Consider the following 23,265-nt stretch of genomic DNA (forward strand, 5'->3'; position numbering starts at 1 on the left):
TGGCCCGCGTCCTGGAACTCGCGCAGCTTGACCAGCGGGACGGCGTGCCCGAGATGGATGTCGGGGGCCGTGGGGTCGACGCCGAACTTGACCCGCAGCGGCCGGCCGAGGGCCAGCTTGGCCTCGAGCCCGCCGGGCGGGACGAGGTCGACCGCGCGCTCGCCCAGGCCGCTCATGCGCGCGGGAGGGGCCGCGACAGGTACGGCGAGCCGGCCAGGCAGAAGCGCCACGGCCGCTCGACCGCCTTCGAGATGCCGATCCGCGGGCCGGCGGCCACCTCGACCGGGGCGGTGCGCGCGTGCACGGCGACCCTCGACCCGGGGCCGACCGCCGACGCGCCGTCGAGCGCGGCGTCGACGCCGAGCGCCGCGCAGAGGCGGCCGGGCCCGGCGGCCAGCAGGCGGTCGTCCAGCACGCCGCGCCGCGCGCGCATGGCGGCCAGGCCGATCTCGGGCGCGATCGCGCGGATCAGGACCGCCGCCCCGCGCCCCGGCTCCTCGCAGACCAGGTTCATGCAGTGGTGGATGCGTAGGAGCGGTAGACGTAGACGTCGCCCGGCGGGCCGAACATGACCGCCGCCCGACCACGCGGGCCGCGGAAGGAGTGCGAGGCGGGGTCGTCCTGCTGGTAGCGCTCGGTCTCGACGATCGTGCCGCCCACGCCGTCCACCAGCAGCACGCAGCCGACCAGCGCGGGCGCCACCTCGGCGACCGGCCGGCCGAAGAACGCGGCGCCGAGGCGCTCCCCGAGCGCGGCCGGCGGCGCGGCGCTCACCACGCGCCCACCCGCGCCCGCGCCGCCGCCAGCTGCTCCGCCACCGCCGCGCGCGCCGTGCCGCCGGGCGCCCGCTTGGCCTCGACCGAGGCCTCGGCCGTGAGCTCCGGCATGTCGACGTCGGCGAGGCCCGCCGCCGCCACGTCGTCGGGGACGGCGTCCTCCAGCCCGACCCCGCGCTCGAGGCAGGCCCGCACCAGGCGCCCGACGGCCTCGTGGGCGCGGCGGAACGGCCAGCCGGCGCGCACCAGGTGGTCCGCCAGGTCGGTGGCCGCCAGGAAGCCGCCCTCGGTCGCCGCCCGCATGCGGTCGACCCGGAACGTCGCGCCGGCGAGCATCCCGGTCATGGCCGGCAGCAGCAGGTCGACCGTGTCGAGGGCGTCGAACAGGTACGCCTTGTCCTCCTGCAGGTCCTTGTTGTAGGCGAGCGGCAGGCCGGCCATCGTGCCGAGCAGCCCCGCCAGGTCGGCGGCCAGGCGCGGCGCCTTGGCCCGCGCCAGCTCGGCCGCGTCGGGGTTCTTCTTCTGGGGCAGCATCGACGAGCCGGAGGTGAAGGCGTCGCTCAGCTCCACGAAGCCGGCCTCGTCGCCCGCCCATGCCACGATCTCGGCGCCGAGGCGCGAGAGGTGCACGCCGAGCTGGGCGGCGAAGTGCAGGTAGTCGATCAGCGCGTCGCGGCTGCCGACGGCGTCGAGGCTGTTGGGCGAGGGCCGCTCGAAGCCCAGCTCGCGCGCCGTCATCTCGCGGTCGATCGGGAAGCCGACCCCCGACAGGGCCCCCGAGCCGAGCGGGCAGTCGGCCGTCGCGGCGATCGCGTGACCCAGCCGGGTGCGGTCGCGGTCGAGCATCCAGACGTAGGCGAGCAGGTGGTGCGCCAGCCGCACCGGCTGGGCGCGCTGGCTGTGGGTGTAGCCGGGCAGGAGCGTGTCGACGTGGGCCTCGGCCTGGGCGAGCAGCGCCTCGGCGAGCTCGCGGAGCAGGCCCGCCTGCGCCTCGCAGCGCTCGCGCAGATGCAGGAGCGTGTCGGTGATGACCTGGTCGTTGCGGCTGCGCGCCGTGTGCAGCCGCCGCCCGGCGTCGCCGACGAGCTCGGTGAGCCGGCGCTCCACGGCGGTGTGGATGTCCTCGTCGCCGGGGACGAACGGGAACTCGCCCCGCTCCAGCTCGCCGGCGATGCGCTCGAGGCCGTCGTCGATCGCGGCGGCGTCCTCCGCGGGGATGATCCCCTGCGCCCCGAGCATGCGCGCGTGGGCGCGGGAGGCCCTGAGGTCCTGCGGCCACAGCCGCCGGTCGACCTCCAGCGAGGAGTTGAGCCGGTCGAACGCCTCGGCCGAGCCCGCGCCGAAGCGGCCGCCCCAGAGGCGCCCGCCGCCCGTCATGCCCTCGCCGTCGCCCCCGGCCGGCCGGCGCGCCGCGCGGCCACGACCGCGGCGAGCGCCTCGCAGACCCGGTCGACCTGCGCCTCGGTCATCTCCGGGAAGAACGGCAGCGCGATCGTCGAGGCGCTGATCGCCTCGGTGACCGGGAACTCGCCCGGGCCGTGCCCGTGCTCGGCCCGGTAGTAGGGCTGCAGGTGGATGCACGGCAGGTAGGGCTTGGCCGAGACGCCCAGCGCGTCGAGGTCGCCGATGACCTCATCGCGCACCAGGTCGGGCTCGAGGCGCGGCGCGTAGACGAACCACGAGCGCCGCTGGGGGCCCTCGTACATGGGGGTGACGCCGTCCATCGCGCGCACCCGCTCCTGGTACCAGCCGGCCACCCGGGCCCGGCCGGCCTGCAGGTCGTCGAGCCGCTCCACCTGGGCCACGCCGATCGCGGCGTGGACGTCGGAGAGTCGGTAGTTGAAGCCGAGCCGCGAGTGGACGAGCCAGGCGCCGTCGTCGGAGCGGCCCTGGTTGCGCAGGCTGGACAGCACCCGGGCGAGCTCGTCGTCGTCGGTCAGCACGAGGCCGCCCTCGGCCGTGGTCATCTGCTTGTTGGCGTAGAAGCCGTAGACCGCCGGGTGGCCGAAGGTGCCGAGCTTGCGGCCGTCGTGGTCGCCGTCGATGGACTGGCAGGCGTCCTCGACCACGCCCAGGCCGTGGCGGCGGGCGATGTCGACCAGCGCGGGCACCTCGGCGGGGTAGCCGAAGATGTCGACGATGAGGATCGCCTTCGTGCGCGGCGTGATGGCCGCCTCGACGGCCGCCGGGTCCATGTTGAACGTGAGCGGGTCGACCTCGGCGAAGACCGGGGTCGCGCCGGTGAAGACGATCGCGTTGGCCGAGGCGACGAACGAGAACGACGACGTGATGACCTCGTCGCCCGGCCCCAGGCCCAGCGCGTGCAGGCACAGGTGCAGCCCGGCCGTGCCGCTCGAGACGGCGACCGCGTGCCGCGTGCCCGCGCGCTCGGCCCACATGCGCTCGAAGCGCGGCACCATCGGGCCCAACGAGAGCTGGCCCGAGCGCAGCACCTCGTCCACGAGCTCCCGCTCGCGCTCGCCGATGACGGGCCTGGCGAGCGGGATGCGCTCCGGCGCCCCGCTCACCCGGCTGCCGTCGCCCGTGCCCGCGCGACCCGGCGGACGCCGTGCTCGAGGCTGTCGAGGAGGGCCTCCCAGGAGGCCTCGATCACGTTCTCGCTCACCCCGATCGCGCCCCAGGTCTCGTGGCCGTCGCTCGAGTCGAGCAGCACGCGGGTGGCCGCGCCGGTGCCCTTCGCCTCGTCGAGGATGCGCACCTTGAAGTTGACGAGGCCGATCTCGCGCAGCTCCGGCACGCGCGGCTCGAGCGCGCGGCGCAGGGCCGCGTCGAGCGCGTTGACCGGGCCGTTGCCCTCGGCCGTCGCCACCAGCCGCTCGCCGTCGTGGAAGAGCTTGACCGTGGCCTCCGTCTCCACCCGGCCGTCGGCGCGCTTCTCGGTGATGACGCGGAAGCTCTCGAGCGTGAAGAGCGGCTCGTAGACGCCGGTCTCGCGCTCCAGCAGCAGCTCGAACGATCCGTCGGCCACCTCGAAGTGGTAGCCGCGGTGCTCGAGCTCCTTGAGTCGGGCGAGGATGGCCGGCACGCGCTCGGGGTCGTCCTCGAGGTCGACGCCCAGCTCGCGCGACTTGGCCAGGATCGTGCCCCGGCCGGAGAGCTCGGAGACCAGCACCCGCCGCTCGTTGCCGACGGCGGCCGGGTCGATGTGCTCATAGGTGCGGGCGTCGGCGTTCATGCCCTGCTGGTGCATGCCGCCCTTGTGGGCGAACGCGTTGCGGCCGACGTACGGCGCCCACGCGTCGGGCTGCAGGTTGGCCGTCTCGGCGACGAAGTGGCTCAGCGCGGTGAGCTCGGCGAGCCGGTCGGCGTCCAGCACCTCGTAGCCCATCTTGAAGGCCAGCGCCGGGATGATCGAGCAGAGGTTGGCGTTGCCGCAGCGCTCGCCGTAGCCGTTGACGGTGCCCTGCACCAGGCGCGCGCCCTCGTCGACCGCGGCGAGGCTGGTGGCCACGCCGCACTCGGCGTCGTTGTGGGTGTGGATGCCGAGGCGCACGCCCGGCAGCGCCGCGCGCACCTCCCGCACCACCGTGCCCAGGCGCCCCGGCAGGGTGGCGCCGTTGGTGTCGCAGGGCGTGATCCACGACGCTCCGCCCGCCTCCGCGGCCCGCAGGCAGTCGAGGGCGTAGCCCGGGTGGGCGGCGTACGCGTCGAAGAAGTGCTCGGCGTCGTAGACCACCTCCTTCCCCCGGCCCACGAGGAAGGCCACCGACTCCTCGATCATGCGCAGGTTCTCCTCGCGCGTGACCCGGGTGACCTTCTCGATGTGCAGGTCCCACGTCTTGCCGACGATCGTGACCACGGGGGCGAAGCTCTCGGCCAGGCCGCGCATCGCCGGGTCGGCGTCGGCGGTCGTGCCGCGCCGGCGCGTCATGCCGAAGGCGGCCAGGCGGGTGTCCCCCAGGTCCTCGCGCTCCAGCAGGCCGAACAGCTCGCCGTACTTCGGGTTGCTGGCCGGGAAGCCGGCCTCCAGGTACTCCACTCCGAACGCGGCGATGTGCAGCGCCACCTGCAGCTGCTCGCCCACGGACAGCGACAGGCCCTCGCGCTGCATGCCGTCGCGCAGCGTGGTGTCGTAGATGAGGACCCGCTCGGCCATGCGCCCGCGCGTCACACGGTCGGCGCCGGGGCGCCGACGTGGTCGAGCCACTCCCCGGACCGGGGGTCGCGCCCCTCGGTCGCGGCGAAGAACCGGTTCTGCAGGCGGCGCGTGACCGGCCCGGGGGTGCCGAGCGCGTGGTCGTCGACCTCGATCACCGGGCAGACCTCGGCCGCGGTGCCGGTGATGAAGACCTCGTCGGCCGTGTAGAGCTCGGCGCGGGCGACCTCGCGCTCCAGCACCGGGATGCCCTCGTCGGCGGCCAGGGTGATGATGCTCGCGCGGGTGATCCCCTCGAGGATCGACGCCTGCACCGGCGGGGTGATGAGGACGCCGTCGCGGACGATGAACAGGTTCTCGCCCGAGCCGTCGGCCACGTAGCCGGCCTCGTTGAGCAGGATCGCCTCCTGGTAGCCCGCCTTGTGGGTCTCGATCTTGGCGAGGATCGAGTTGAGGTACTGGCCGCCGGCCTTCGCGGTGGCCGGGATCGTGTTGGTGCCGATGCGCCGCCAGCTCGAGATCTTCGCCCGGATGCCGGTGCGCAGGCCGTCCTCGCCGAGGTAGGCGCCCCACTGCCAGGCGGCCACGGCCACGTCGACCGGCGCCTCGAGCGGGAACAGCCCCATCGTGCCGTAGCCCCGCAGCACGATCGGCCGGATGTAGCAGGCCCCGAGGCCGTTGGCCGCGAGCACCGCGTGCACCGCCGCGCGCATCTCCTCGCGCGTGTACGGCACGGGCATGTGGTACATCGCCGCCGAGCGCTCCAGGCGGGCCAGGTGGTCGTCGAGGCGGAAGACCGCGGTGCCGCCCTCGGCGTCGTACGCGCGGATGCCCTCGAAGACCGTCGTGCCGTAGTGCAGGCCGTGCGACAGGACGTGCACGCGCGCGTCCGGCCAGTCGACCAGCTCCCCGTTCATCCAGATCTTCTCGGCTTCCTGCATGCTGATGATCCCCTCGGCGACGGCGGCCGGCGCCCCCCGTGGGACCGGCCGATCGCACAAGGTTACCGGGCCGGGCCACCCGGCTGGGGGCGCGGACGGCGGCCGGCCGGGCCGTGGCCGCGCCGGTAGACCATCAGCGTGCGGGTGAAGGTGATGACCACGACGCCGTCCTGGTTGCTGCCGGTCGTCCGCACGGTGACGATCCCCACCTCCGGCCGCGACCGCGAGGGGCGGACGGCCAGCACCTCGCTCTCCGAGTAGATCGTGTCGCCCTCGAAGACGGGGGCCGGCAGGCGCACCTCGTCCCAGCCGAGGTTCGCCATCACGTTCTGCGAGACGTCCGGCACGCTCTGGCCGGTCACGAGGGCCAGCGTGAACGTGGAGTCCACCAGCGGCCGGCCCCACTCGGTGCCGGCCGCGTAGTGGCGGTCGACGTGGATCGGGGCGGTGTTCTGCGTGAGCAGGGTGAACCAGGCGTTGTCGACCGGCAGGACGGTCCGGCCCAGGCGGTGCACGTAGACGTCGCCGACGACGAAGTCCTCGAACCAGCGCCCCTCCCAGCCGGGGACCTCCGCCACGGTCCTACCCCGCGAGCTGCGCCAGGATGAGGTCGCCCACCTCGCGCGTGCCGAGCGCGCCGCCCAGGTCGGGCGTGCGGTGGCCGGCGCCGAGCACGGCGTCGACCGCGCCCTCCAGGCGGTCGGCCGCCTCCGGCGCGCCCAGCGAGTAGCGCAGCATCATCGCCGCCGACAGCACCGTGGCCACCGGGTTGGCGACGCCGCGGCCGGCGATGTCGGGCGCGGAGCCGTGCACCGGCTCGTAGAGCCCCAGCGAGCCGGCCGCCAGGCTGGCCGACGGCAGCATCCCGATGGAGCCGGTGATCATCGCGGCCTCGTCCGAGAGCACGTCGCCGAACAGGTTCTCGGTGATGATCACGTCGAAGTCGGCCGGGCGGCTGACGAGCTGCATCGCGGCGTTGTCGACCAGCATGTGCTCGAGCGCCACCCCGGGGTGCCCCTCGGCCACCCGCACGACCTCCTCGCGCCAGAGGCGCGAGGTCTCCAGCACGTTGGCCTTGTCGACCGAGGTCACCCTCCCCCGCCGCCCGGCGGCGGCCCGGAAGCCCCACTCGGCCAGCCGGCGCACCTCCTCGCGGGTGTAGACGCAGGTGTCGAAGGCCCGGTCGGGCTCGCGGCCGCGCTCGCCGAAGTAGAGGCCGCCGGTCAGCTCGCGCACCACCAGCAGGTCGGTGCCCTCGATGCGCTCGCGCCGCAGCGGGCTGGCCTCGTAGAGGGCCGGCCAGGGGCGCACCGGGCGCAGGTTGGCGAACAGGCCCAGGCCCGAGCGCAGCCCGAGCAGGCCCTGCTCCGGCCGCGGCTCGTCCGGGTCGGTGGTGTCCCAGTTCGGCCCGCCGACGGCGCCGAGCAGGACGGCGTCCGAGCCGGCGCAGGCCTCCAGCACGTCGTCGGTGAGGGCGGTGCCGTGCGCGTCGATCGACGCGCCGCCGACCAGGTGCTCGTGCCAGCCGATGGACAGGCCGTGGTCCGGCGCGATGGCGTCCACCACCCGCCGCGCCTCCGCGACCACCTCCGGGCCGATGCCGTCCCCCGGCAGCAGCGCTACAGACACCTCCGGCACACGAGCCCCCTCGATCGACCTGCGGACCGGCGGAGGCTACCTCAGGCCGGCGCGGCGCTCCCGGCCCGGGCGTGCCGCGGGGCGGCGGCGCGCGGCCGCGGCGCCGGCACGGCGAGCCAGAAGCGGCTGCCGGCGCCCTCCCGGCTCTCGGCCCAGACGCGGCCGCCGAGCTGCCCCGCGATCTGCCGGCAGATCGCGAGGCCCAGCCCCGTGCCGCCCACCCGGCGGGCGTCGGAGGAGTCGACCTGCTGGAAGCGCTCGAACACCCGCTCGATCATCTCGGCCGGGATGCCGCGGCCCTCGTCGGCGACCACGAAGCGCACCTCGGCGTCGGTCCGCACCACCGCCACCCGGATGCGGCTGCCCTCGGGCGAGAACTTCACCGCGTTGGCGATGTAGTTGCGCAGCACCTGCTGCACCTTGCCCGCGTCGGTGACCAGCGGGCAGGCCTCGGGCGCCGCATCGATCGCCATGCCGGCGCGGTCGGCCATCGCGCGCATGGCGTCCGCCGCCTCCACCGCGAGCTCGCCCGCGTCGCACGGCGCGGGCGCCAGCACGTCGCGGCCCGAGGCGATGCGCTCGATGTCGAGGATGTCGTCGACCAGCTCGGCGAGCCGCTCGCTGTTGGAGGCGGCGATGCGCAGCATGCGGTCGCGCTGGGCCGGCGGCAGGTCGTCGCCCTCCTCGTCGAGGATCGCGAGCGCGCCGCGCACGGAGGTGAGCGGCGTGCGCAGCTCGTGGCTCACCACGGAGACGAACTCGTCCTTCACCCGCTCCACCTCGCGCCGCTCGCTGATGTCGGTGGCGATCGAGCAGACCGCGTAGGCGCGGCCGTCGCGGTCGAGGATCGGCGACCGGGCGACGAGCAGGGCGCGCTCGCGCCCCGACGGGTCGGTCAGCGTCTCCTCGTGGCGCACCGGGCGGCCGGAGGCGATCGCCTCGGCGCGGCGGCGGTCCTCGCCGTCGGCGAACTCCGGCGGCAGCACCTCGTGCACGGTGCGGCCCACGCAGCGCGGCCCGACCAGCCCATCGAAGGCGCTGTTGACCAGCACGAAGCGGCCCTCCGGGTCGGTGACCCAGACGATCGCCGGCAGCCCGTCGAGGATGGTCGAGAGCTCGGCGCTGCGCCGCTCGAGCGCCGCCCGGCTCTCGCTGCGGCTCACGGCCAGGCCCACGAGCGACGCGAAGCGCACCAGGCCGGCGCCGGCGCCCTCGACGGGCGCGCCCCCCGGCCGGGTGAGCAGATCCAGGCGGCCCCAGCGCCGTCCGTCCACCAGCACCGGCGCCGTCGCGGCGGGGGCGCCGCCGGCCGGCGCGTCGCCCCACGCGCCCACGCGCTCGGCCGCGCCGCGCACCACCACCGCGCCGGCCCCCTCGTACAGGCCCGCGACCTCGCGTGCCACGGCGGCGGCGACGGCGGCCGGCCCGGCGCCGGCGGCGACGTCGCGCGACACCCGCACGAGGGCGGCGCGCTCGGCCTCCGCGCGCTCGCTTTCGGTGACGTCGCGGGCGATGACGAGGAAGCCCACCAGCGCACCGGATCGGTCGGTCTGGGGCGTGACGGTGACGGCGGCGCGCAGGGTCGAGCCGTCGGCGCGCACGTACGTCCACGCCCCGGTGTCGGCCGCGCCGCGCCGGGCGAGGACCACGAGCGTCCCGAAGCCGGCCGCCACCCCGAGCTCGCGGGCGCGCCCCTCCAGCTCGCCGGGCTCGTGGAACGCGGCGGGCGTGAGGCGGCCGACGACGGCCTCCGGGGCGTAACCGAGCATGCGCTCCGCGCCGGCGTTGAACACGGTGACGAGCCCGTCGGCGTCGGTGCCAACGACCGCGAACTCGGTGGCCCCGCGGAGCACGTCCTCGAGCCGGTCGCTCGTCGCCGCCAGTCGGGCCTCGGCCAGCCGGCGCTCCGTCATCACGGCGCCCAGCACCAGGACGAGCACCGCCGCCACGGCGAGGAAGCCCTGCAGCGCCTGGACGCGCTCGATGGCGCCGAGGTCGGCGCGCGCGAAGGGGCCGCGGCCGTTGAGCGTGGCGAGCGAGGCGATGCCGGCCAGCGCCAGCATCGCCATGCCGCGGCCACGCGGACCCACCCGGATGGCCGTCCACAGCAGCACCGGGAGCACGGCGTAGGAGAACGAGAAGTAGACGACCTCGCCCGGCGCGACCGCGAAGGCGACGACCGCGGCCGCCGCCGTGACGGCGACCCAGGCGACGTCGGGGCGGTCGATGGCCCGCCGGCCGCCGACGCCCGCGAGCGACAGCACGACCGGCGCCACCGCGAGCACGCCGAGCCCGTCCGAGCACCACCACTGGACGGCCGCCGTCGCGGGCGGGGCGCCGGCGCCCACCGCGAGGACGGCCGCGCCGGCGACCGCCGCCGGGACCGTGCCGGCGATCGCCGCGGCCACCAGCCCGGCGGCCCCGCGCACCGAGTCGAGCCCCACGGGCGGCGGGCGCCGCAGGGTCCACAGCAGCACCGCCGCCGCGAGCAGGGGCCCGCCGGCGTTGACGAGCGCGAGCGCGGTGTCCATCGGCGCGTCGTCGCGCACGGACGACTGCGCCGCGAAGCTCCCCGCGGCCGCCGCCCCCGCGAGGGCCGGCCAGAGCCGGGGCGCGGTGAGCGCCGCCGCAGCCATCAGGAGCCCGCTGGCGGGCCAGATCACGGCGACCCGCGACCCCTCGGACACGAGCACGAGCCCCAGGCGGGCGACCACGAAGTAGGCGAGCGCGAAGCCCGCCACCCCGAGCACCGTCGCGCCGCGCGGGCGCGGGGGCAGGCGGGTCACCGGGCCTCGCCGGCCGCCGCGGCGGCCGGCGCCTCGGACGGCGCGACCGCGAACCCGGCCCGGGTCATCGGCCCCCACACGGCCGGCCGCCGGCGCAGGAAGGCGACGAGCCCCTGCAGGCGCCACAGCGCGTGGAGCTGGCGGAAGCCGAGGTTCTCGAGCACCGCCGCGGCGAGGTAGGCGGCCAGGTCGCGCCAGCGGCCGTACCGGTGGAAGCTGAACTCCTCCGACACCGCGGCCGCCACCGAGACGAGCACGCCCAGCCCGACCGCCGCCAGGGCGACGAGCCCGGCGTCCGCCGGCGAGACGACGCCGGCCGCCAGCCCGGCGCCGACGGCGAGGAGCCCGGCAAGCTCGACGACCGGCGTCAGCAGCTCGAAGACCAGGAAGTAGGGCAGCGCGAGCACGCCGACCGTCCCGTGGCGCGGGTTGAGCATCATGGCGCGGTGGGCCCAGAGCACCTCGGCGAGCCCGCGCGACCAGCGGCGGCGCTGGCGCGCCAGCGCGCCGAGGTCCTTCGGGACCTCCGTCCAGCACACCGGCTCGGGCACGAACACGACGCGATGGTCGCGGCCGGCCTCGCGCATGCGCCGGTGGATGCGGGCCACGAGCTCGGCGTCCTCGCCGACGGTGCGGCGGTCGTAGCCGCCCACCGCCACGAGCACGTCGCGCCGGAAGAGGCCGAACGCGCCGGAGATGATCAGCAGCCCCCCGAGCCGCGACCAGCCGGTGCGCCCGAGCAGGAAGGCGCGCAGGTACTCCACCACCTGGATGCGCGCCGCCCAGCCGCGCGGCATGCGGGGCGCCAGGACGCGCCCGCGCTCCACGACGCAGCCGTTCGCCGCACGGATCGTGCCGCCGGTGGCCACGACGCGGTCGGGGTCGTCGATGAAGGGCCGCGCGATGCGCAGCAGCGCGCCGTCGTCCAGCACCGAGTCGCCGTCGACCGCGCACACCAGCTCGTGCCGGGCGGCGTTGATGCCGACGTTGACCGGGTCGGAACGCCGGCCGGCGTTCTCCTTGCGCACCACGACGAGGTCGCCGCCGCGCCGCGGCGCGTGCACGGACTGCACCCTGCCGATCGTCGGCACGTCTGCCGGGATCACCCGCTCGACCGGGACGAGGTCGAAGGCGGCGGCCAGGCGGCCGAAGGTGCCGTCGGTCGAGCCGTCGTCCACGACGATCACCTCGTGGAGCGGATAGCGCAGGTCGAGCAGCCCCCGCACCGCCTCGACGATCGTGGCCTCCTCGTCGAACGCGGGGACGACCACCGAGACGCCGGGGGTGAGCGGGTTGGCGAAGACGTCCTCGTGGCCGGCGACCGAGGCCCGCCGCGTGGCGCGGGCGAGGTCCGTGCCGGCCAGCCCGATCAGCAGCAGCTGCACGCCGTTCAGCAGCAGGAAGTAGACGAGCACCAGCCCGTCCACGGCCCCGAGGGCCTCGCGCACCGCCCCGGTCATCGTGCGGCCCCGGCGGGCGCGGCGGCCAGCGCCTCGCGGGCCTCCGGCGCCCCGGGCCCGGCCGCGTCGGCGATGCCGGCGAGCAGGGCGCGCGCCGCGTCGCCGCCGGCCGCCAGCGCGGTGGCGGCCGCGCGGGCCACCCGGTGCGGCCCGTCGCGCAGGGCGTCGGCGAGCGCGGCGTCGGCCGACGCCGCGCCGGTCGCCGCGAGGGCGTCGGCGGCCGCGGCGCGGAGGCGCTCCGGCGAGGCGGACGACAGGCAGCCGGTGAGCGCGGCGACGGCGCGGGGCGAGCCGATGCGGCCGAGCGCGCCGGCGGCCCGCACGCGCACCTCGGGCGAGCGGTCCTCGACCAGGGCCCGGGTCAGCTCGCCGACCGCGGGCACCGCCTCCAGCACGCCGAGCAGCTCGGCGGCGGTCACGCGGGCGGCCGTCGAGGGCGACGCGAGAGCCGCCCGCAGCGGGCCCACCGCGGGCACCCCGAGACGGGCCAGCGCCATCGACACGACGCTGGCGGGCACCGGCCGGCGCGCGTCGAGCGTGGCGAGCAGCGGCGCGGCGGCGTGCGGGTCGGCCAGCCTGCCGGCCGCCCGGGCGGCGGCGGCGCGCACGCCGGGGTCGCGGTCGCCGAGCAGCCGCAGCAGGTCGGGCAGCGCCCGGTCGATCGCCGCGGCGCCGAGCAGCTCGGCGGCGCGGGCCCGGCCCACGGCGCCGGGCCGGCGGGTGCGGCGCAGCGCGCGCTCGATCGCGCCCTGCGACTCGAGCAGCGCCACCAGGCAGCGGCGGTCGTCGCCGCGCAGCTTGGGCAGGAGGCCGGTCGCGGCCTCGCGCACGGCGCGGCGGGCCCGCCGGTCGCCGGGCGCGCCGCCGGCGCCGGCGGCGCCGGCCACCATGCGCAGCACGGCGGGGCGCGCCTGCGCCGCCCGCGCCAGGCGGCGGCGACCCGCGGCGTCGCGGAGCGCCTTGCGGACGGCCGCCGCGGCGAGCAGCAGGACGGCCGCCGCCGTCAGGGCGACGAGGGCCGCGCCCGGCTCGGTGACCGCGGTCACGTCAGCCCAGGACCATCGAGCGGGCGAGCACGGCGCCGACGCGGCTCGCGAGCTCGCGCGGCGAGAACGGCTTGGGGATGAAGTCATCGGCCCCCATGGCGAAGCCGCGCTGGACGTCGGCCTCCTGCGCCTTCGCGGTGAGGAAGATGACCGGCATCCGCTCGCCCCGCGGGTCGGCCCGCAGCTCCTGGCAGACCTCGAGGCCGCTCATGCGCGGCATCATCCAGTCGAGCAGCACCAGATCGGGCGGCTCGGCGAGCGCCGCCGCCAGGCCCGCCCGGCCGTCGGCCTCGGCGCGCACCACGTGCCCCTCGCGCTCGAGCTTGAAGGCGATCAGCTCGGCGATGTCGGGGTCGTCTTCGACGACGAGGATGCGGGCCATGTGTCCACCTCTCCGGTCTCGCGTGGTCCGTCGGCGGACCCCTCCCGCCGGCTCGCCCCCGCTCTCGGATCGGCCGGCGCGTTCCTTTACGCGCGGGGGCCGCGGATCCGCCGCCCCCGGTTCTCAGGCGACCACGAGCACCGCGGCGCCGTCCACCTCGCCCGAGCGCAGCCGCGCGAGGGCGGCGTTGGCGGCGGTCAGCGGGTGGGTCTCGAACCGCGTCCGCACGGGGATCTCGTGCGCCAGCGCGAGGAACGCCGCGGCGTCGGCGCGGGTGACGTTGGCGACGCTCCGCAGGGAGCGCTCCCACCAGAGCAGCTCGTACGGGAACTCCGGCACGCGGTCGAGGTGGATGGCGTTGACCGCCACCGTGCCGCCGCGGTCGAGGGCCCGCAGCGCCGCGACCACCACGTCGCCGGCGGGGGCGAACGTCACGGCGGCGTCGAGCGGCCGCGCCGGGTCGTCGTAGCCGCCGGCCGAGGCCGCCCCGAGCTCGAGCGCGCGCGCCTGCTCACGCGGCGAGCGCGTGCGCACGTGCACCTCGCACCCCATGTGGACGGCGACCTGGATCGCGCACAGCGCCGAGGCCCCGAAGCCGAACAGCCCCAGGCGGCCGCCCGGCCGGATCCCGCTCACCCGCAGGGAGCGGTGGCCGATGACCCCGCCGCACAGCAGCGGCGCGGTCGCGACCGGGTCGACGTCGTCCGGCAGCCGGGCCGCCGTGTCGGCGCGCACCACGAGGCGCTCCGCGAAGCCGCCGTCGCGGTCCCAGCCGGTGAACTCGGCGCGCTCGCAGAGGTTCTCCCGGCCGGCGCGGCAGCGCGCGCAGCGGCCGCAGGAGCGCCACAGCCAGTACGCGCCCGCGCGGTCGCCCTCGCGCCAGCCCGGCGCGTCAGGGCCGACCGCCGCCACCCTCCCGACCGCCTGGTGCCCCGGCACGACGGGCAGGCGGCGCGGCGCCAGGTCGCCCTCGGCGAGCTGCAGATCGGTGCGGCAGACCGCGCAGGCCTCCACCGCCAGGACCAGCTCGCCGGGCCCCGGCGCGGGCTCCGGCAGCTCGACCGCCTCCAGCGGGCCCTCCCCCGTCGCGGGCCCCGGCCGGGCGAGCAGCATGGCCAGCACCGCGGGCCCCTCAGCCGATCAGTCGCTCCACCAGCCGGGCGCCATCTCGGAGCCGGCGTGGGGGTCGTCCATCTGGGGGGCGCCGACCGCGACGAACGCGATGCCGCCGGGCCCCGCCTCGAAGCAGCGCCACGTGCGCGGCGGCACCCGGACGGCGTCCCAGGTCGCGAGCTCGACGACCTCCTCATCCAGCTTCACGCGGCCGGAGCCCTCCACCACCACGTAGACCTCCTCCTGGGAGGCGTGCCGGTGGCCGAAGGGCTGGCGGACCCCCGGCTCCAGGCGGTGGAGGCTGATCGCCGCCGCGCTGAGCCCCAGGTCGCGGGTCGGGAAGCGCGCGTCCATCCCCTCCATGCCGTTCATCGCGGCCATGTCCGGGACGTCGCGGCGCAGGTTGACGTGCGTGTAGTCGGCCATGCCCCCAACCTAGCGGGGTCGCCCGACGCTCTGGCGCCTCGCGGTGCGGCGGCCCCCGTCGCCGGGCCGGCCGGTCGCTGGGCGGGTGGTCGTGGGCCGGGTGGTGCTGGGCCGTCCTCGACCACCCCGTCCGCGGCCAGGTCGTCAGCGGACGGGGTGGTCGTGGGGCGCCCCCCGGCGAGGTCGCCGGCTGACGGGGTCGGCCGGGGCGGATCCATTGTGCGGGGCGGGACCCGGCCCTGCGGGCCGTCCTCGGCGAGCCCGTCCAGACAGCGGGGGTCGGCTGGGGCCGATTCATGGCGCGGGCGGATCCGGCCCTGCGTTGACGACGTCGTCGAGAGACGGGCTCGGCTGGGGACGATTCATGGCGCGGGCGGGACCCGGCCCCTCCTGTGACGAGGTCGTCGACGGACCGGGTCGGCTGGGGCCGATCCTGAGCGCGGGCGGGACCCGGCCCTGGCGGGCCGGCTCGCGCTGGGCGGGTGGTCGCGGTGCGGATTCGGCTGGGGCCGATCCTCTGCGCGGGCGGGATCCGGCCCTCGCGGGCCGGCTCGCGCTGGGCACGTTGTCGACGGCCGTGCCCCTCACGCGGGGACCCGGCCTCTTTCGGGCCGGGTCACGCGGCAAATCGCCCCTGGCCGGGGCGATTTGCACACCGGCGCACCGCCTTCGGCGGGGCGGGCGCCGGAAACCCCACCGACGTGAGCGTCCGTGGTGCGCGTGGGGTGTGCCCGGCGCGCTCGTGGCCGGTTTGTGCACGCTCCCGCCTTCGGCGGTCGTGTCTACGACCACGTCGAAGTTCGATCAGGTCGTCCGGGACGGATCGCGACCGGTTCGCCGCGCGGCGCGCCCCGGCGGCGCGTCAGCGTCGACGGAGCCGCGCGGTTGGGGGGCACATTGCCGGAATGGCGCGCCCCGGCCGCCAGGCCGGAGCCGATTCGGCCGGCGCGCCAGCAAGCGTTCCTCGCTTCGACGCAGCCCAGGCCGCCCGGCGGAGCCGGGCGGCCTGGGCGGAGCCCCATGGCTCGCCGCCGCGCGCCAGGGGCGCGACTCAGCCCGACGCAGCCCGGGCGGAGTCCCTACGCGAAGGGGGTCGTGACGGGGCCCTCGCGCTCGTGGTCGCGCTCGTAGGCCGCGATGTCGTCCTCGTGCGCCAGCGTGAGGGCGATGTCGTCCCAGCCGTTGAGGAGCCGCTCGCGCACGACGGGGTCGATCTCGAACGGGAACTCGCGCCCGTCGGCGGCGACGACCACCAGCCGCTCGAGGTCGACGGTCGCCGTGGCGCCCGGCTCGCCCTCGGCCTGCTCCATGAGCGCGCGCACCTGGTCCTCCGGCAGCTGCACCGGGAGCAGGCCGATCTTCGTGCAGTTGGTGCGGAAGATGTCGGCGAAGCTCGGGGCGATCACGGCCCGGAAGCCGAAGTCCTCGAGCGCCCAGGGGGCGTGCTCGCGCGACGAGCCGCAGCCGAAGTTGCGCCCCGCCACCAGGATCGGCGCGCCGGCGTACTCCGGGCGGTCGAGCGGGAAGCCCTCCTCGCCCCGCCAGTCCCAGAACAGGAACTCGCCGAAGCCGGTGCGCTCGATGCGCTTCAGGAACTGCTTGGGGATGATCTGGTCGGTGTCGACGTCGGCCCGGTCCAGCGGGCAGACGACGCCCTCGACCTTGCGGAACGGCTCCATCAGGCCACCGCCTCGACGGCCTCGGGGCTGAACGAGCGCACGTCCACCAGGTGGCCGGTGATCGCCGCGGCGGCGGCCATCGGCGGGCTGACGAGGTGGGTGCGGCCACCCTTGCCCTGGCGCCCCTCAAAGTTGCGGTTGCTCGTGGAGGCGCAGCGCTCGCCCGGCTGGAGCACGTCGTCGTTCATCGCGAGGCACATGGAGCAGCCGGCGTCGCGCCACTCGAAGCCCGCCTCGGTGAAGACCCGGTCGAGGCCCTCGGCCTCGGCCTCGGCCTTCACCTGCATCGAGCCCGGCACCACGATCGCCCGCAGTCCCTCGCGCACCTTGTGGCCGCGCAGCACCTCGGCGGCGGCGCGCAGGTCGGCGAGGCGGCCGTTGGTGCAGGAGCCGATGAAGACGGTGTCGAGGGCGATGTCCTCCATCGCCTCGCCGCCCCGCAGGCCCATGTAGTCGAGCGCGCGGCGCACGCCCTCACGGTCGGCCGGGTCGTCGTACTCCTCCGGCGTGGGGACGCGTCCGGTGATCGGCGCGACCATGCCGGGCGTCGTGCCCCAGGTGACCTGGGGCGCGAGGGACGCGGCGTCGACGTGCACCTCGCGGTCGAAGCGGGCGTCCCAGTCGCTCGGCAGCTCGCGCCAGCGCTCGACGGCCGCCGCGAAGTCGCGCGGTGCGCCGGGCCGGCCCTCGAGCCAGGCGAAGGTGGTCTCGTCGGGGGCGATCATGCCCGCGCGGCCGCCGCCCTCGATCGACATGTTGCAGACCGTCATGCGGCCCTCCATCGAGAGCGCGCGGATCGCGGAGCCCGCGTACTCGATGACGTGGCCCTGCGCCCCGGCCACGCCGATCTGGCCGATGGTGCCGAGGATCAGGTCCTTGGCGCCCACGCCCACGCCGGCGTCGCCCTCGATGTTGATGCGCATCGTGCGCGGCGGCGCCTGGGTGAGGGTCTGCGTGGCGAGCACGTGCTCGACCTCGCTGGTGCCGATGCCGAACGCCAGCGCGCCGAACGCCCCGTGGGTGGACGTGTGGCTGTCGCCGCAGACGATCGTCATGCCGGGCTGGGTGACCCCGAGCTCCGGGCCGATGATGTGCACGATCCCCTGCCGGTTGCTGCGGATGGAGAAGAGCGGCACGCCGAACTCGGCGCAGTTGCGCTCCAGCGCCTCGATCTGCGCCCGCGAGAGCGGGTCGGCGATGCCGGCCTCGCGCCCGATCGTGGGCACGTTGTGGTCGACGGTCGCCAGCGTGCGGTCCGGCCGGCGCACCCTGCGCCCGGCCAGGCGCAGGCCGTCGAAGGCCTGCGGCGAGGTGACCTCGTGCACCAGGTGCAGGTCGACGAACAGGATCGCCGGACCGGTTGCGTCGGCCGCCCGCACCTGGTGGGCGTCCCAGACCTTCTGGAACAGGGTCCTCCCCATCACACTCCTCCCGTCGCGACCCGCTCGCCGTGCTCGGCGTGGCGGCTGGCGTTCACCGCGCGGACGTATGCCGTCGCGCTCGCCTCCAACACATCGGTCGAGACCCCCTGGCCGGCGAACCGCCGCCCGTCGATCTCGCAGACCACCCGCGCCTCGCCGAGGGCGTCCTTGCCGCCCGTCACGGCCGAGACCGCGTACTCCAGCAGCGTGCCCTCGGTGCCCGCCGCGCGGTCGATCGCCTTCATCAACGCGTCGACCGGCCCGTCGCCGTCGGCCTCTGCCTCGCGCCGCGAGCCGTCGGCCTCGCGCACCACCACGCGGGCGTGCGGGGTGCCGCCGGTCCCGCCGGCGAAGTGCAGCTCATCCAGCGCGAGCCCGTCGGCGGCGCCCTCCACCCGCATCTCGTCGCCGACGATCGCCTCGAGGTCGGCAGCCGAGATGCGGCCCTTGCGGTCGGCGAGGTCCTTGAAGCGCGCGAAGGCCTGGTCGAGCTCGTCCCTGTCGAGCTCGTAGCCCATCTCCACGAGCGCGTTGCGCAGCGCGTGGCGGCCGGAGTGCTTGCCGAGCACGATCTCGCTCTGGGCGAGCCCCACCGAGGCGTAGTCCATGATCTCGTAGGTCAGCGGGTTGCTGAGCACGCCGTGCTGGTGGATGCCGGCCTCGTGGGCGAACGCGTTGCGGCCCACGATCGCCTTGTTGGGCTGCACGACGTAGCCGGTCATGCGGCTGACCATCCGGCTGGTGCGCGTGATCTCGGTGGTGGTGAGGCCCGACCACAGGCCGCCGAGCGCGTCGGCCCGGGTGCGCAGGATCATGGCCAGCTCCTCCAGCGAGGCGTTGCCGGCGCGCTCGCCGATGCCGTTGATGCAGCCCTCCACCTGGCGCGCGCCCACCTGGACGCCCGCCAGCGAGTTGGCCACGGCCAGCCCCAGGTCGTCGTGGCAGTGCACGGAGAGCACCACGCCGCGCAGCTCGGGGCAGCGGTCGTAGAGCTCGAGCAGGAAGCCCTGGAACTCGGTGGGCGTGGTGTAGCCGACCGTGTCGGGGATGTTGATCGTCCCCGCCCCCTCGGCGATGGCCGCGCCCACGACCTCGGCGACGAAGGCCGGCTCGGAGCGGGTGGCGTCCTCGCAGGAGAACTCCACGTCGTCCACGATCGAGCGGGCCAGCCGCACGGCCTCCGTGGCGGCGGTCAGCACCTGCTCGCGGCTCATCTTGAGCTTGTACGTGAGGTGGATGTCGCTCGTGGCGATGAAGGTGTGGATGCGCGGCCGCTCGGCGTCGCGCACGGCCTCCCCGGCGGTGGTGACGTCGCGCGGGTTGGCGCGCGCGAGCCCGGCCACGATCACGCCCGGCACCTCGGCCGCGACGGCGCGCACGCCCTCGAAGTCGCCCGGTGACGAGATCGGGAAGCCCGCCTCGATCACATCCACGCCGAGGCGCGCGAGCTGGTGCGCGATCTCGACCTTCTCCCGGGTGTTGAGGGTGATCCCGGGGGCCTGCTCACCGTCCCGGAGGGTGGTGTCGAAGAAGGTGATTCGCTTCGCGGGGTCCTGCGGTGCTGCGGTCTGCTCGTCGGCGGTCACGGAAGGGTCTCCTCACGAGGGCTTCGAGGGATTCGTGGCCCGGCGCATCCGGGCGTGGGTGTCGGCAAGCTCCCCCTACCGGGGGAGGAGCCCACGAAGCCCCAGGAGGCCGCGCGACCGGGAGATGGTGATGTGCGCGGCGTCCACGAGCATGCGGGGCAGGATAGCCCCTCCGGCGCCCGCCCGGCAAACGCGGCCATTGACACGACCGCCGGCGAGGGCGCAGGCTCGCGCCATGCGCAGCGCCCCCTCACGCCCCCGCCGCCTCGCGCCGCTGCTCGCCGGCGCGGCGCTGGCCGCCGGCCTGGCCCTCCCGACGGCCGCCGTGGGCGCCCTGCGGGCGACCGACGTCACGCTCTCGGGCAACGCGTCCGTCGCGCGGGCCGTCGTCGCCGTCGACGGCGGCACGCTGAGCGGCCTGGAGCGGCAGGTCGACGCGCTCGACCCCTCCCCCGCCGACGGCCGCGCCGTGGTGCGGATCAACGCGGCCGGCATCCGCACGACCGCCGGCGAGGCCACCCGCGACGGCGTCCGGGTGCGGGTGCGCGGGCGGCCGGGCAACCTGGTCGTGCTGCTCGACGCGGCCCCCGGCCGCTTCAAGTTCGTGTCGTACCGCGTGCCCGGCTCGCGCGACCGCCTGGTGATCGACCTGTGGCGCGCCACCACCGCCCGCGCGGCCCAGCGGCTGGACGACGGCTGCCTGCGCCTCGTGTCGTGGCGGGGCGGGGCGGCGCCCCGGGTGCGCGGCCTGGAGCTCGAGCCGCTCTTCGAGCACACCGTCGTGACGTCCCTGCGCGCCGAGGGCGCCGGCGGGTCCACGATCTCGCTCCGCCCGCGCACCGCGGTCGGCGGGGTGTTCCTGCCGGACTTCTCGGGCTACCGCACGCCCGGCCGCTGGGGCGGGCCGCTGCCGCACAGCCTGCCGGCCGAGCAGCGGGCGATGCTCGAGGCGTGGTCGACCTCGGCGAAGGACGGCTCCCTGGACTGCCTCGTGCAGGTGCCGGTGGTGCTCACGCCGTAGGTCGCCGGGCGCCCCGCCGCGGGGGGCGGGGCGCCCGCGGACCGCCGGCCCGGTCGATCGCCGGGCCGGCCCCGCTAGGCCGAGTCGACCTCCAGGGCGGCGAACCACACCCTGTCGAAGCCCTCGACGTGCTGGATGGCCCGCACGGTCTCCGGCGGGACCGGCGAGTCGACGGTCACCGCCATCACGGCGAGCCCCTCGGCCCGCGAGCGCGACACCGCCATGGAGGCGATGTTCACGTGGGCGAGGCCCAGGATGGTGCCGACCCGGCCGATCTGGCCGGGGATGTCGAGGTAGCGGAAGAGGCCGATGTGCGGGGCGAGCTCGATGTCGATGTCCTGGCCGAACGCCTCCACCAGGCGCGGCCGCGCCGCGGTGCCGACGGTCGTGCCGCTGATCGCGACGTCGCCCGCCCGCAGCGAGAGGCGGTTGGTGTAGTCGCGGGCCCGCGGGATCGTGATCTCCGACCACTCGATGCCGCGCTCCTCGGCGAGGCTCGTGGCGTTGACCACGTTGACCGGCTCCTCGATGCGGCCGTGCAGCACGCCCTCGAGCACCGCGGAGGTGAGCAGGCGGGTGTCGAGGCTGGCGAGCTGGCCCTCGTAGGAGATCTCGACGGGGGCCGGGCCGCCGACGAGCACCGCCAGCAGCTGGCCGAGCAGCTTCGCGAGCGGCAGGAAGGGGCCGAGCACCTCGAGTGCCTCGGGGCCGACGGCCGGGATGTTCACCGCGGAGGTGACCACCCCGCCGGTGAGCGCCGCCGCCACCTGCTCGGCCACGACGATGCCGGCGCGGTCCTGGGCCTCCTCGGTGGAGGCGCCGAGGTGCGGCGTCACCACCACGCCCGGCAGCCCGAACAGCGGGCTCTCGACCGTCGGCTCCTTCGGGAAGACGTCGATGCCGGCGCCCCCGAGGTGCCCGCTCCTGAGCGCCTCGACGAGGGCGTCCTGGTCCACCACGTCGCCGCGCGCGGCGTTGATCAGGCGGGCGCCCGGCTTCATGGCGGCGAACGCCGCGGCGTCGACGAAGCCCCGGGTCTCCGGCGTCGAGGCCAGGTGCAGGGTGACGAAGTCGGCGACGGCGTAGAGGTCGGCCGGGGTGTCGGCCTTGTCGACGCCCAGCTCGCGGTAGCGGCCCTCGGCGACGAGCGGGTCGTACGCGACCACGTGCATGCCGAGGCCCTTCGCCCGCTCCGCGACCATCTGGCCGATGCGGCCGAAGCCGAGCACGCCGAGCGTCTTGCCGGTCACCTCGATGCCGCCGAAGCGCGAGCGCTCCCACCTGCCGGCCACGAGGCTCGAGTGCGCCTGGGGGATGTTCCGCGCCTGGGCGAGCATCAGCGCGATGGCGTGCTCGGCCGCCGACAGGGCGTTGGAGCCCGCGGCGTTGCAGACCACGATGCCGCGCCGGGTGGCGGCGGGCACGTCGACGTTGTCGACCCCGGTCCCGGCCCGGCCGACCACCTTCAGGCGCTCGGCGCGCGCGATGAGGTCGCCGGTGACCTTCGTCGCGCTGCGCACCACGATCGCGTCGTACGCGCCGATGCGCTCCTCGAGCTCCTCCTTCGACCAGTCCAGGCCGAGGTCGACCGAGAACAGGTTGGAGAGGTGCTCGACCCCGGCGTCGGCGATGCGCTCGCAGACGAGCACCCGCAGGTCGGCGCGCGCCAGCGTGCCCATCAGGCGGCCGCCCCGAGCGCCTCGCTCGCGACGCCCTGCGCCGCGCGCAGGCCGGCCCCGAGCTCGACCGGGTGGCCGAGGCCGTCCAGCACGATCTCGAGCGCGCCGATCGTGGTGACGATGTCGCGGTAGTCGTAGTAGCCGCAGTGGCCGATGCGGGCGATCCGGCCCGACAGCTTGCCCTGGCCGCCGGCGATCGTGATGCCGAAGCGCGCCTTCATCCCGGCGGGGATCGCCTTGCCGTCGACCCCCTCGGGCACGCGGAACGCGGTGACCACGTTGGCCTCGGGGTTCTCGGGCCCGAGCAGCTCGAGGCCCATCGCCTTGACCGCCGCCCGGCACATGCGGCCGAGCACCCGGTGGCGGGCGAACACGTTCTGCAGCCCCTCGGCGTCGATCAGCTCGAGCGCGGCCTGCAGCTGGCAGACGAGCGTGACCGGCGGGGTGAACGGGCTGCGCGAGCCGCCCTTGCGGGTGCGCTCCCAGTCGAGGTAGAAGCCGCCCGGGCCGAGGCCGGCCGAGCGGGCGATGGCGCGCTCGTTGGCCGCGACGAAGGCCAGGCCGGGGGGCGTCATGAGCCCCTTCTGCGACCCGGAGACGACCACGTCGACGCCCCAGCGGTCCATCGGCAGGTCCACCACGCCGAGGCCGGACACGGCGTCGGCCACCAGGATGCGGTCGCCCACGGCGGCGCGCAGCGCGGGCAGGTCGTTGACCACGCCGGTCGAGGTCTCGCTCTGGGTGGTGAAGACGACCTCGATCCCCGGCTCGCGCTCGAGGGCCTCGGCCACGGCGGCCGGGTCGACCGGCGTCCCCCACTCGAACTCGAGCAGGGTGGCCTCGACGCCCTCGTCGGCGCAGATCTTGGCCCAGCGGTCGCCGAAGTTGCCGCACGAGGCCACCAGCACCTTCTCGCCGCGGGCGGCGAGGTTGGCGACGGCCGACGACATCGCCCCGGTGCCCGACGCCCCGAAGACGAGCACGTCGCCCTCGGTCTGGAAGACCGTGCCGAGCCGCCGCACGACGTCCTCCCAGACGGCGACGAACTCGGGCGAGCGCGAGTAGAGGATCGGGCGCGCCCCGGCCTCGACGACCTCGGGGGGCAGGGCGGTGGGCCCCGGCACCATCAGGGTGCGCTTGAGGTTCCCGACGGTCGCCGGCGCGCCGACGGGGGCGGATGTCGCGGCGGTCATC

The 23,265-nt window shown here is 76.0% G+C and carries 19 protein-coding genes and 1 pseudogene (1 of these 20 running past the window's edge); 1 reads left to right on the forward strand and 19 read right to left on the reverse strand.

Annotated elements, in window-relative coordinates; genetic code table 11:
* From tyrS to ITJ85_RS09570, 17 genes and pseudogenes are all read right to left on the reverse strand, one after another.
* Nucleotides 1-176, reverse strand: partial view of a tyrosine--tRNA ligase gene (tyrS, locus tag ITJ85_RS09485; RefSeq protein ID WP_217912857.1) — the beginning only. It extends 973 nt beyond the left edge of the window; only the first 176 of its 1,149 coding nucleotides appear in the window; the start codon lies at nt 174-176; the stop codon falls past the left edge of the window.
* A pseudogene (locus ITJ85_RS17520) lies at nt 173-774 on the reverse strand (DNA-3-methyladenine glycosylase). The gene tyrS and the pseudogene ITJ85_RS17520 overlap by 4 nt, the downstream one beginning before the upstream one ends.
* Entirely contained in the window at nt 771-2,153 is a 1,383-nt protein-coding gene (gene argH, locus ITJ85_RS09500) for an argininosuccinate lyase (RefSeq protein WP_217912860.1), read from the reverse strand. The pseudogene ITJ85_RS17520 and the gene argH overlap by 4 nt, the downstream one beginning before the upstream one ends.
* Complete coding sequence (locus ITJ85_RS09505; RefSeq protein WP_217912861.1) at nt 2,150-3,304, reverse strand: DegT/DnrJ/EryC1/StrS family aminotransferase; 1,155 nt, start codon at nt 3,302-3,304, stop codon at nt 2,150-2,152. Before ITJ85_RS09505 ends, argH begins: the two co-directional genes overlap by 4 nt.
* Entirely contained in the window at nt 3,301-4,893 is a 1,593-nt protein-coding gene (cimA, locus tag ITJ85_RS09510; protein ID WP_217912862.1) for a citramalate synthase, read from the reverse strand. The genes ITJ85_RS09505 and cimA overlap by 4 nt, the downstream gene beginning before the upstream one ends.
* Nucleotides 4,894-4,904: 11 nt before the next feature.
* Entirely contained in the window at nt 4,905-5,834 is a 930-nt protein-coding gene (locus ITJ85_RS09515; protein WP_246496236.1) for a branched-chain amino acid transaminase, read from the reverse strand.
* A gap of 62 nt (nt 5,835-5,896) precedes the next feature.
* On the reverse strand, nt 5,897-6,412 hold the full coding sequence (locus ITJ85_RS09520) for a MaoC family dehydratase (protein ID WP_217912863.1): 516 nt from the start codon (nt 6,410-6,412) through the stop codon (nt 5,897-5,899).
* A gap of 4 nt (nt 6,413-6,416) precedes the next feature.
* The gene (gene leuB / locus ITJ85_RS09525; protein WP_217912864.1) at nt 6,417-7,472 is read right to left on the reverse strand and encodes a 3-isopropylmalate dehydrogenase; all 1,056 of its coding nucleotides are present in this window, start codon (nt 7,470-7,472) and stop codon (nt 6,417-6,419) included.
* A gap of 41 nt (nt 7,473-7,513) precedes the next feature.
* The gene (locus tag ITJ85_RS09530) at nt 7,514-10,258 is read right to left on the reverse strand and encodes an ATP-binding protein (protein ID WP_217912865.1); all 2,745 of its coding nucleotides are present in this window, start codon (nt 10,256-10,258) and stop codon (nt 7,514-7,516) included.
* Complete coding sequence (locus tag ITJ85_RS09535; protein WP_217912866.1) at nt 10,255-11,706, reverse strand: glycosyltransferase family 2 protein; 1,452 nt, start codon at nt 11,704-11,706, stop codon at nt 10,255-10,257. The genes ITJ85_RS09530 and ITJ85_RS09535 overlap by 4 nt, the downstream gene beginning before the upstream one ends.
* An 8-nt stretch (nt 11,707-11,714) precedes the next feature.
* Nucleotides 11,715-12,764, reverse strand: coding sequence for a HEAT repeat domain-containing protein (locus ITJ85_RS09540; protein WP_217912867.1), 1,050 nt, complete (start codon nt 12,762-12,764; stop codon nt 11,715-11,717).
* A 1-nt stretch (nt 12,765) separates the two neighbouring features.
* Entirely contained in the window at nt 12,766-13,146 is a 381-nt protein-coding gene (locus ITJ85_RS09545) for a response regulator transcription factor (RefSeq protein WP_217912868.1), read from the reverse strand.
* Nucleotides 13,147-13,269: 123 nt separating this feature from the next.
* On the reverse strand, nt 13,270-14,259 hold the full coding sequence (locus ITJ85_RS09550) for a zinc-binding alcohol dehydrogenase family protein (protein WP_246496390.1): 990 nt from the start codon (nt 14,257-14,259) through the stop codon (nt 13,270-13,272).
* Nucleotides 14,260-14,286: 27 nt separating this feature from the next.
* Nucleotides 14,287-14,685 (reverse strand): cupin domain-containing protein, encoded by a 399-nt coding sequence (locus ITJ85_RS09555; protein ID WP_217912870.1) that lies wholly within the window; start codon nt 14,683-14,685, stop codon nt 14,287-14,289.
* Between the two features lie 1,079 nt (nt 14,686-15,764).
* Nucleotides 15,765-16,364: a 3-isopropylmalate dehydratase small subunit gene (leuD, locus tag ITJ85_RS09560; RefSeq protein ID WP_217912871.1), complete on the reverse strand. Its 600-nt coding sequence runs from the start codon at nt 16,362-16,364 to the stop codon at nt 15,765-15,767.
* Nucleotides 16,364-17,785 (reverse strand): 3-isopropylmalate dehydratase large subunit, encoded by a 1,422-nt coding sequence (gene leuC, locus ITJ85_RS09565; RefSeq protein WP_217912872.1) that lies wholly within the window; start codon nt 17,783-17,785, stop codon nt 16,364-16,366. The genes leuD and leuC overlap by 1 nt, the downstream gene beginning before the upstream one ends.
* Nucleotides 17,785-19,371, reverse strand: a complete 1,587-nt coding sequence (locus ITJ85_RS09570) for a 2-isopropylmalate synthase (protein ID WP_217912873.1) — start codon at nt 19,369-19,371, stop codon at nt 17,785-17,787. The genes leuC and ITJ85_RS09570 overlap by 1 nt, the downstream gene beginning before the upstream one ends.
* A 235-nt stretch (nt 19,372-19,606) precedes the next feature.
* On the opposite strand from ITJ85_RS09570, the gene ITJ85_RS09575 reads away from it, so the two are divergent.
* Entirely contained in the window at nt 19,607-20,392 is a 786-nt protein-coding gene (locus ITJ85_RS09575) for a hypothetical protein (RefSeq protein WP_217912874.1), read from the forward strand.
* 74 nt (nt 20,393-20,466) lie between these two features.
* Here the strand turns inward: ITJ85_RS09575 and serA are convergent, their stop codons facing one another.
* Together serA and ITJ85_RS09585 are read right to left on the reverse strand one after the other, a co-directional pair.
* Nucleotides 20,467-22,071 carry a phosphoglycerate dehydrogenase gene (gene serA, locus ITJ85_RS09580; protein ID WP_217912875.1) on the reverse strand — a complete coding sequence of 535 codons (1,605 nt, stop codon included), beginning with the start codon at nt 22,069-22,071 and terminating at the stop codon, nt 20,467-20,469.
* Nucleotides 22,071-23,264, reverse strand: a complete 1,194-nt coding sequence (locus ITJ85_RS09585) for a pyridoxal-phosphate-dependent aminotransferase family protein (RefSeq protein WP_217912876.1) — start codon at nt 23,262-23,264, stop codon at nt 22,071-22,073. The genes serA and ITJ85_RS09585 overlap by 1 nt, the downstream gene beginning before the upstream one ends.
* Nucleotide 23,265 lies beyond the last annotated feature (1 nt).

The sequence above is a fragment of the Miltoncostaea marina genome (assembly GCF_018141525.1).
Classification (GTDB): Bacteria; Actinomycetota; Thermoleophilia; order Miltoncostaeales; family Miltoncostaeaceae; genus Miltoncostaea; species Miltoncostaea marina.

Coding starts and splice junctions, on each gene's coding strand:
- ITJ85_RS09585 (WP_217912876.1), bottom strand. CDS start 23,264: ATGACCGCCGCGACATCCGCCCCCGTCGGCGCGCCGGCGACCGTCGGG.
- ITJ85_RS09545 (WP_217912868.1), bottom strand. CDS start 13,146: ATGGCCCGCATCCTCGTCGTCGAAGACGACCCCGACATCGCCGAGCTG.
- ITJ85_RS09555 (WP_217912870.1), bottom strand. CDS start 14,685: ATGGCCGACTACACGCACGTCAACCTGCGCCGCGACGTCCCGGACATG.
- argH (WP_217912860.1), bottom strand. CDS start 2,153: ATGACGGGCGGCGGGCGCCTCTGGGGCGGCCGCTTCGGCGCGGGCTCG.
- ITJ85_RS09515 (WP_246496236.1), bottom strand. CDS start 5,834: ATGCAGGAAGCCGAGAAGATCTGGATGAACGGGGAGCTGGTCGACTGG.
- ITJ85_RS09575 (WP_217912874.1), top strand. CDS start 19,607: ATGCGCAGCGCCCCCTCACGCCCCCGCCGCCTCGCGCCGCTGCTCGCC.
- serA (WP_217912875.1), bottom strand. CDS start 22,071: ATGGGCACGCTGGCGCGCGCCGACCTGCGGGTGCTCGTCTGCGAGCGC.
- leuC (WP_217912872.1), bottom strand. CDS start 17,785: ATGGGGAGGACCCTGTTCCAGAAGGTCTGGGACGCCCACCAGGTGCGG.
- cimA (WP_217912862.1), bottom strand. CDS start 4,893: ATGGCCGAGCGGGTCCTCATCTACGACACCACGCTGCGCGACGGCATG.
- ITJ85_RS09550 (WP_246496390.1), bottom strand. CDS start 14,259: ATGCTGCTCGCCCGGCCGGGGCCCGCGACGGGGGAGGGCCCGCTGGAG.
- leuD (WP_217912871.1), bottom strand. CDS start 16,364: ATGGAGCCGTTCCGCAAGGTCGAGGGCGTCGTCTGCCCGCTGGACCGG.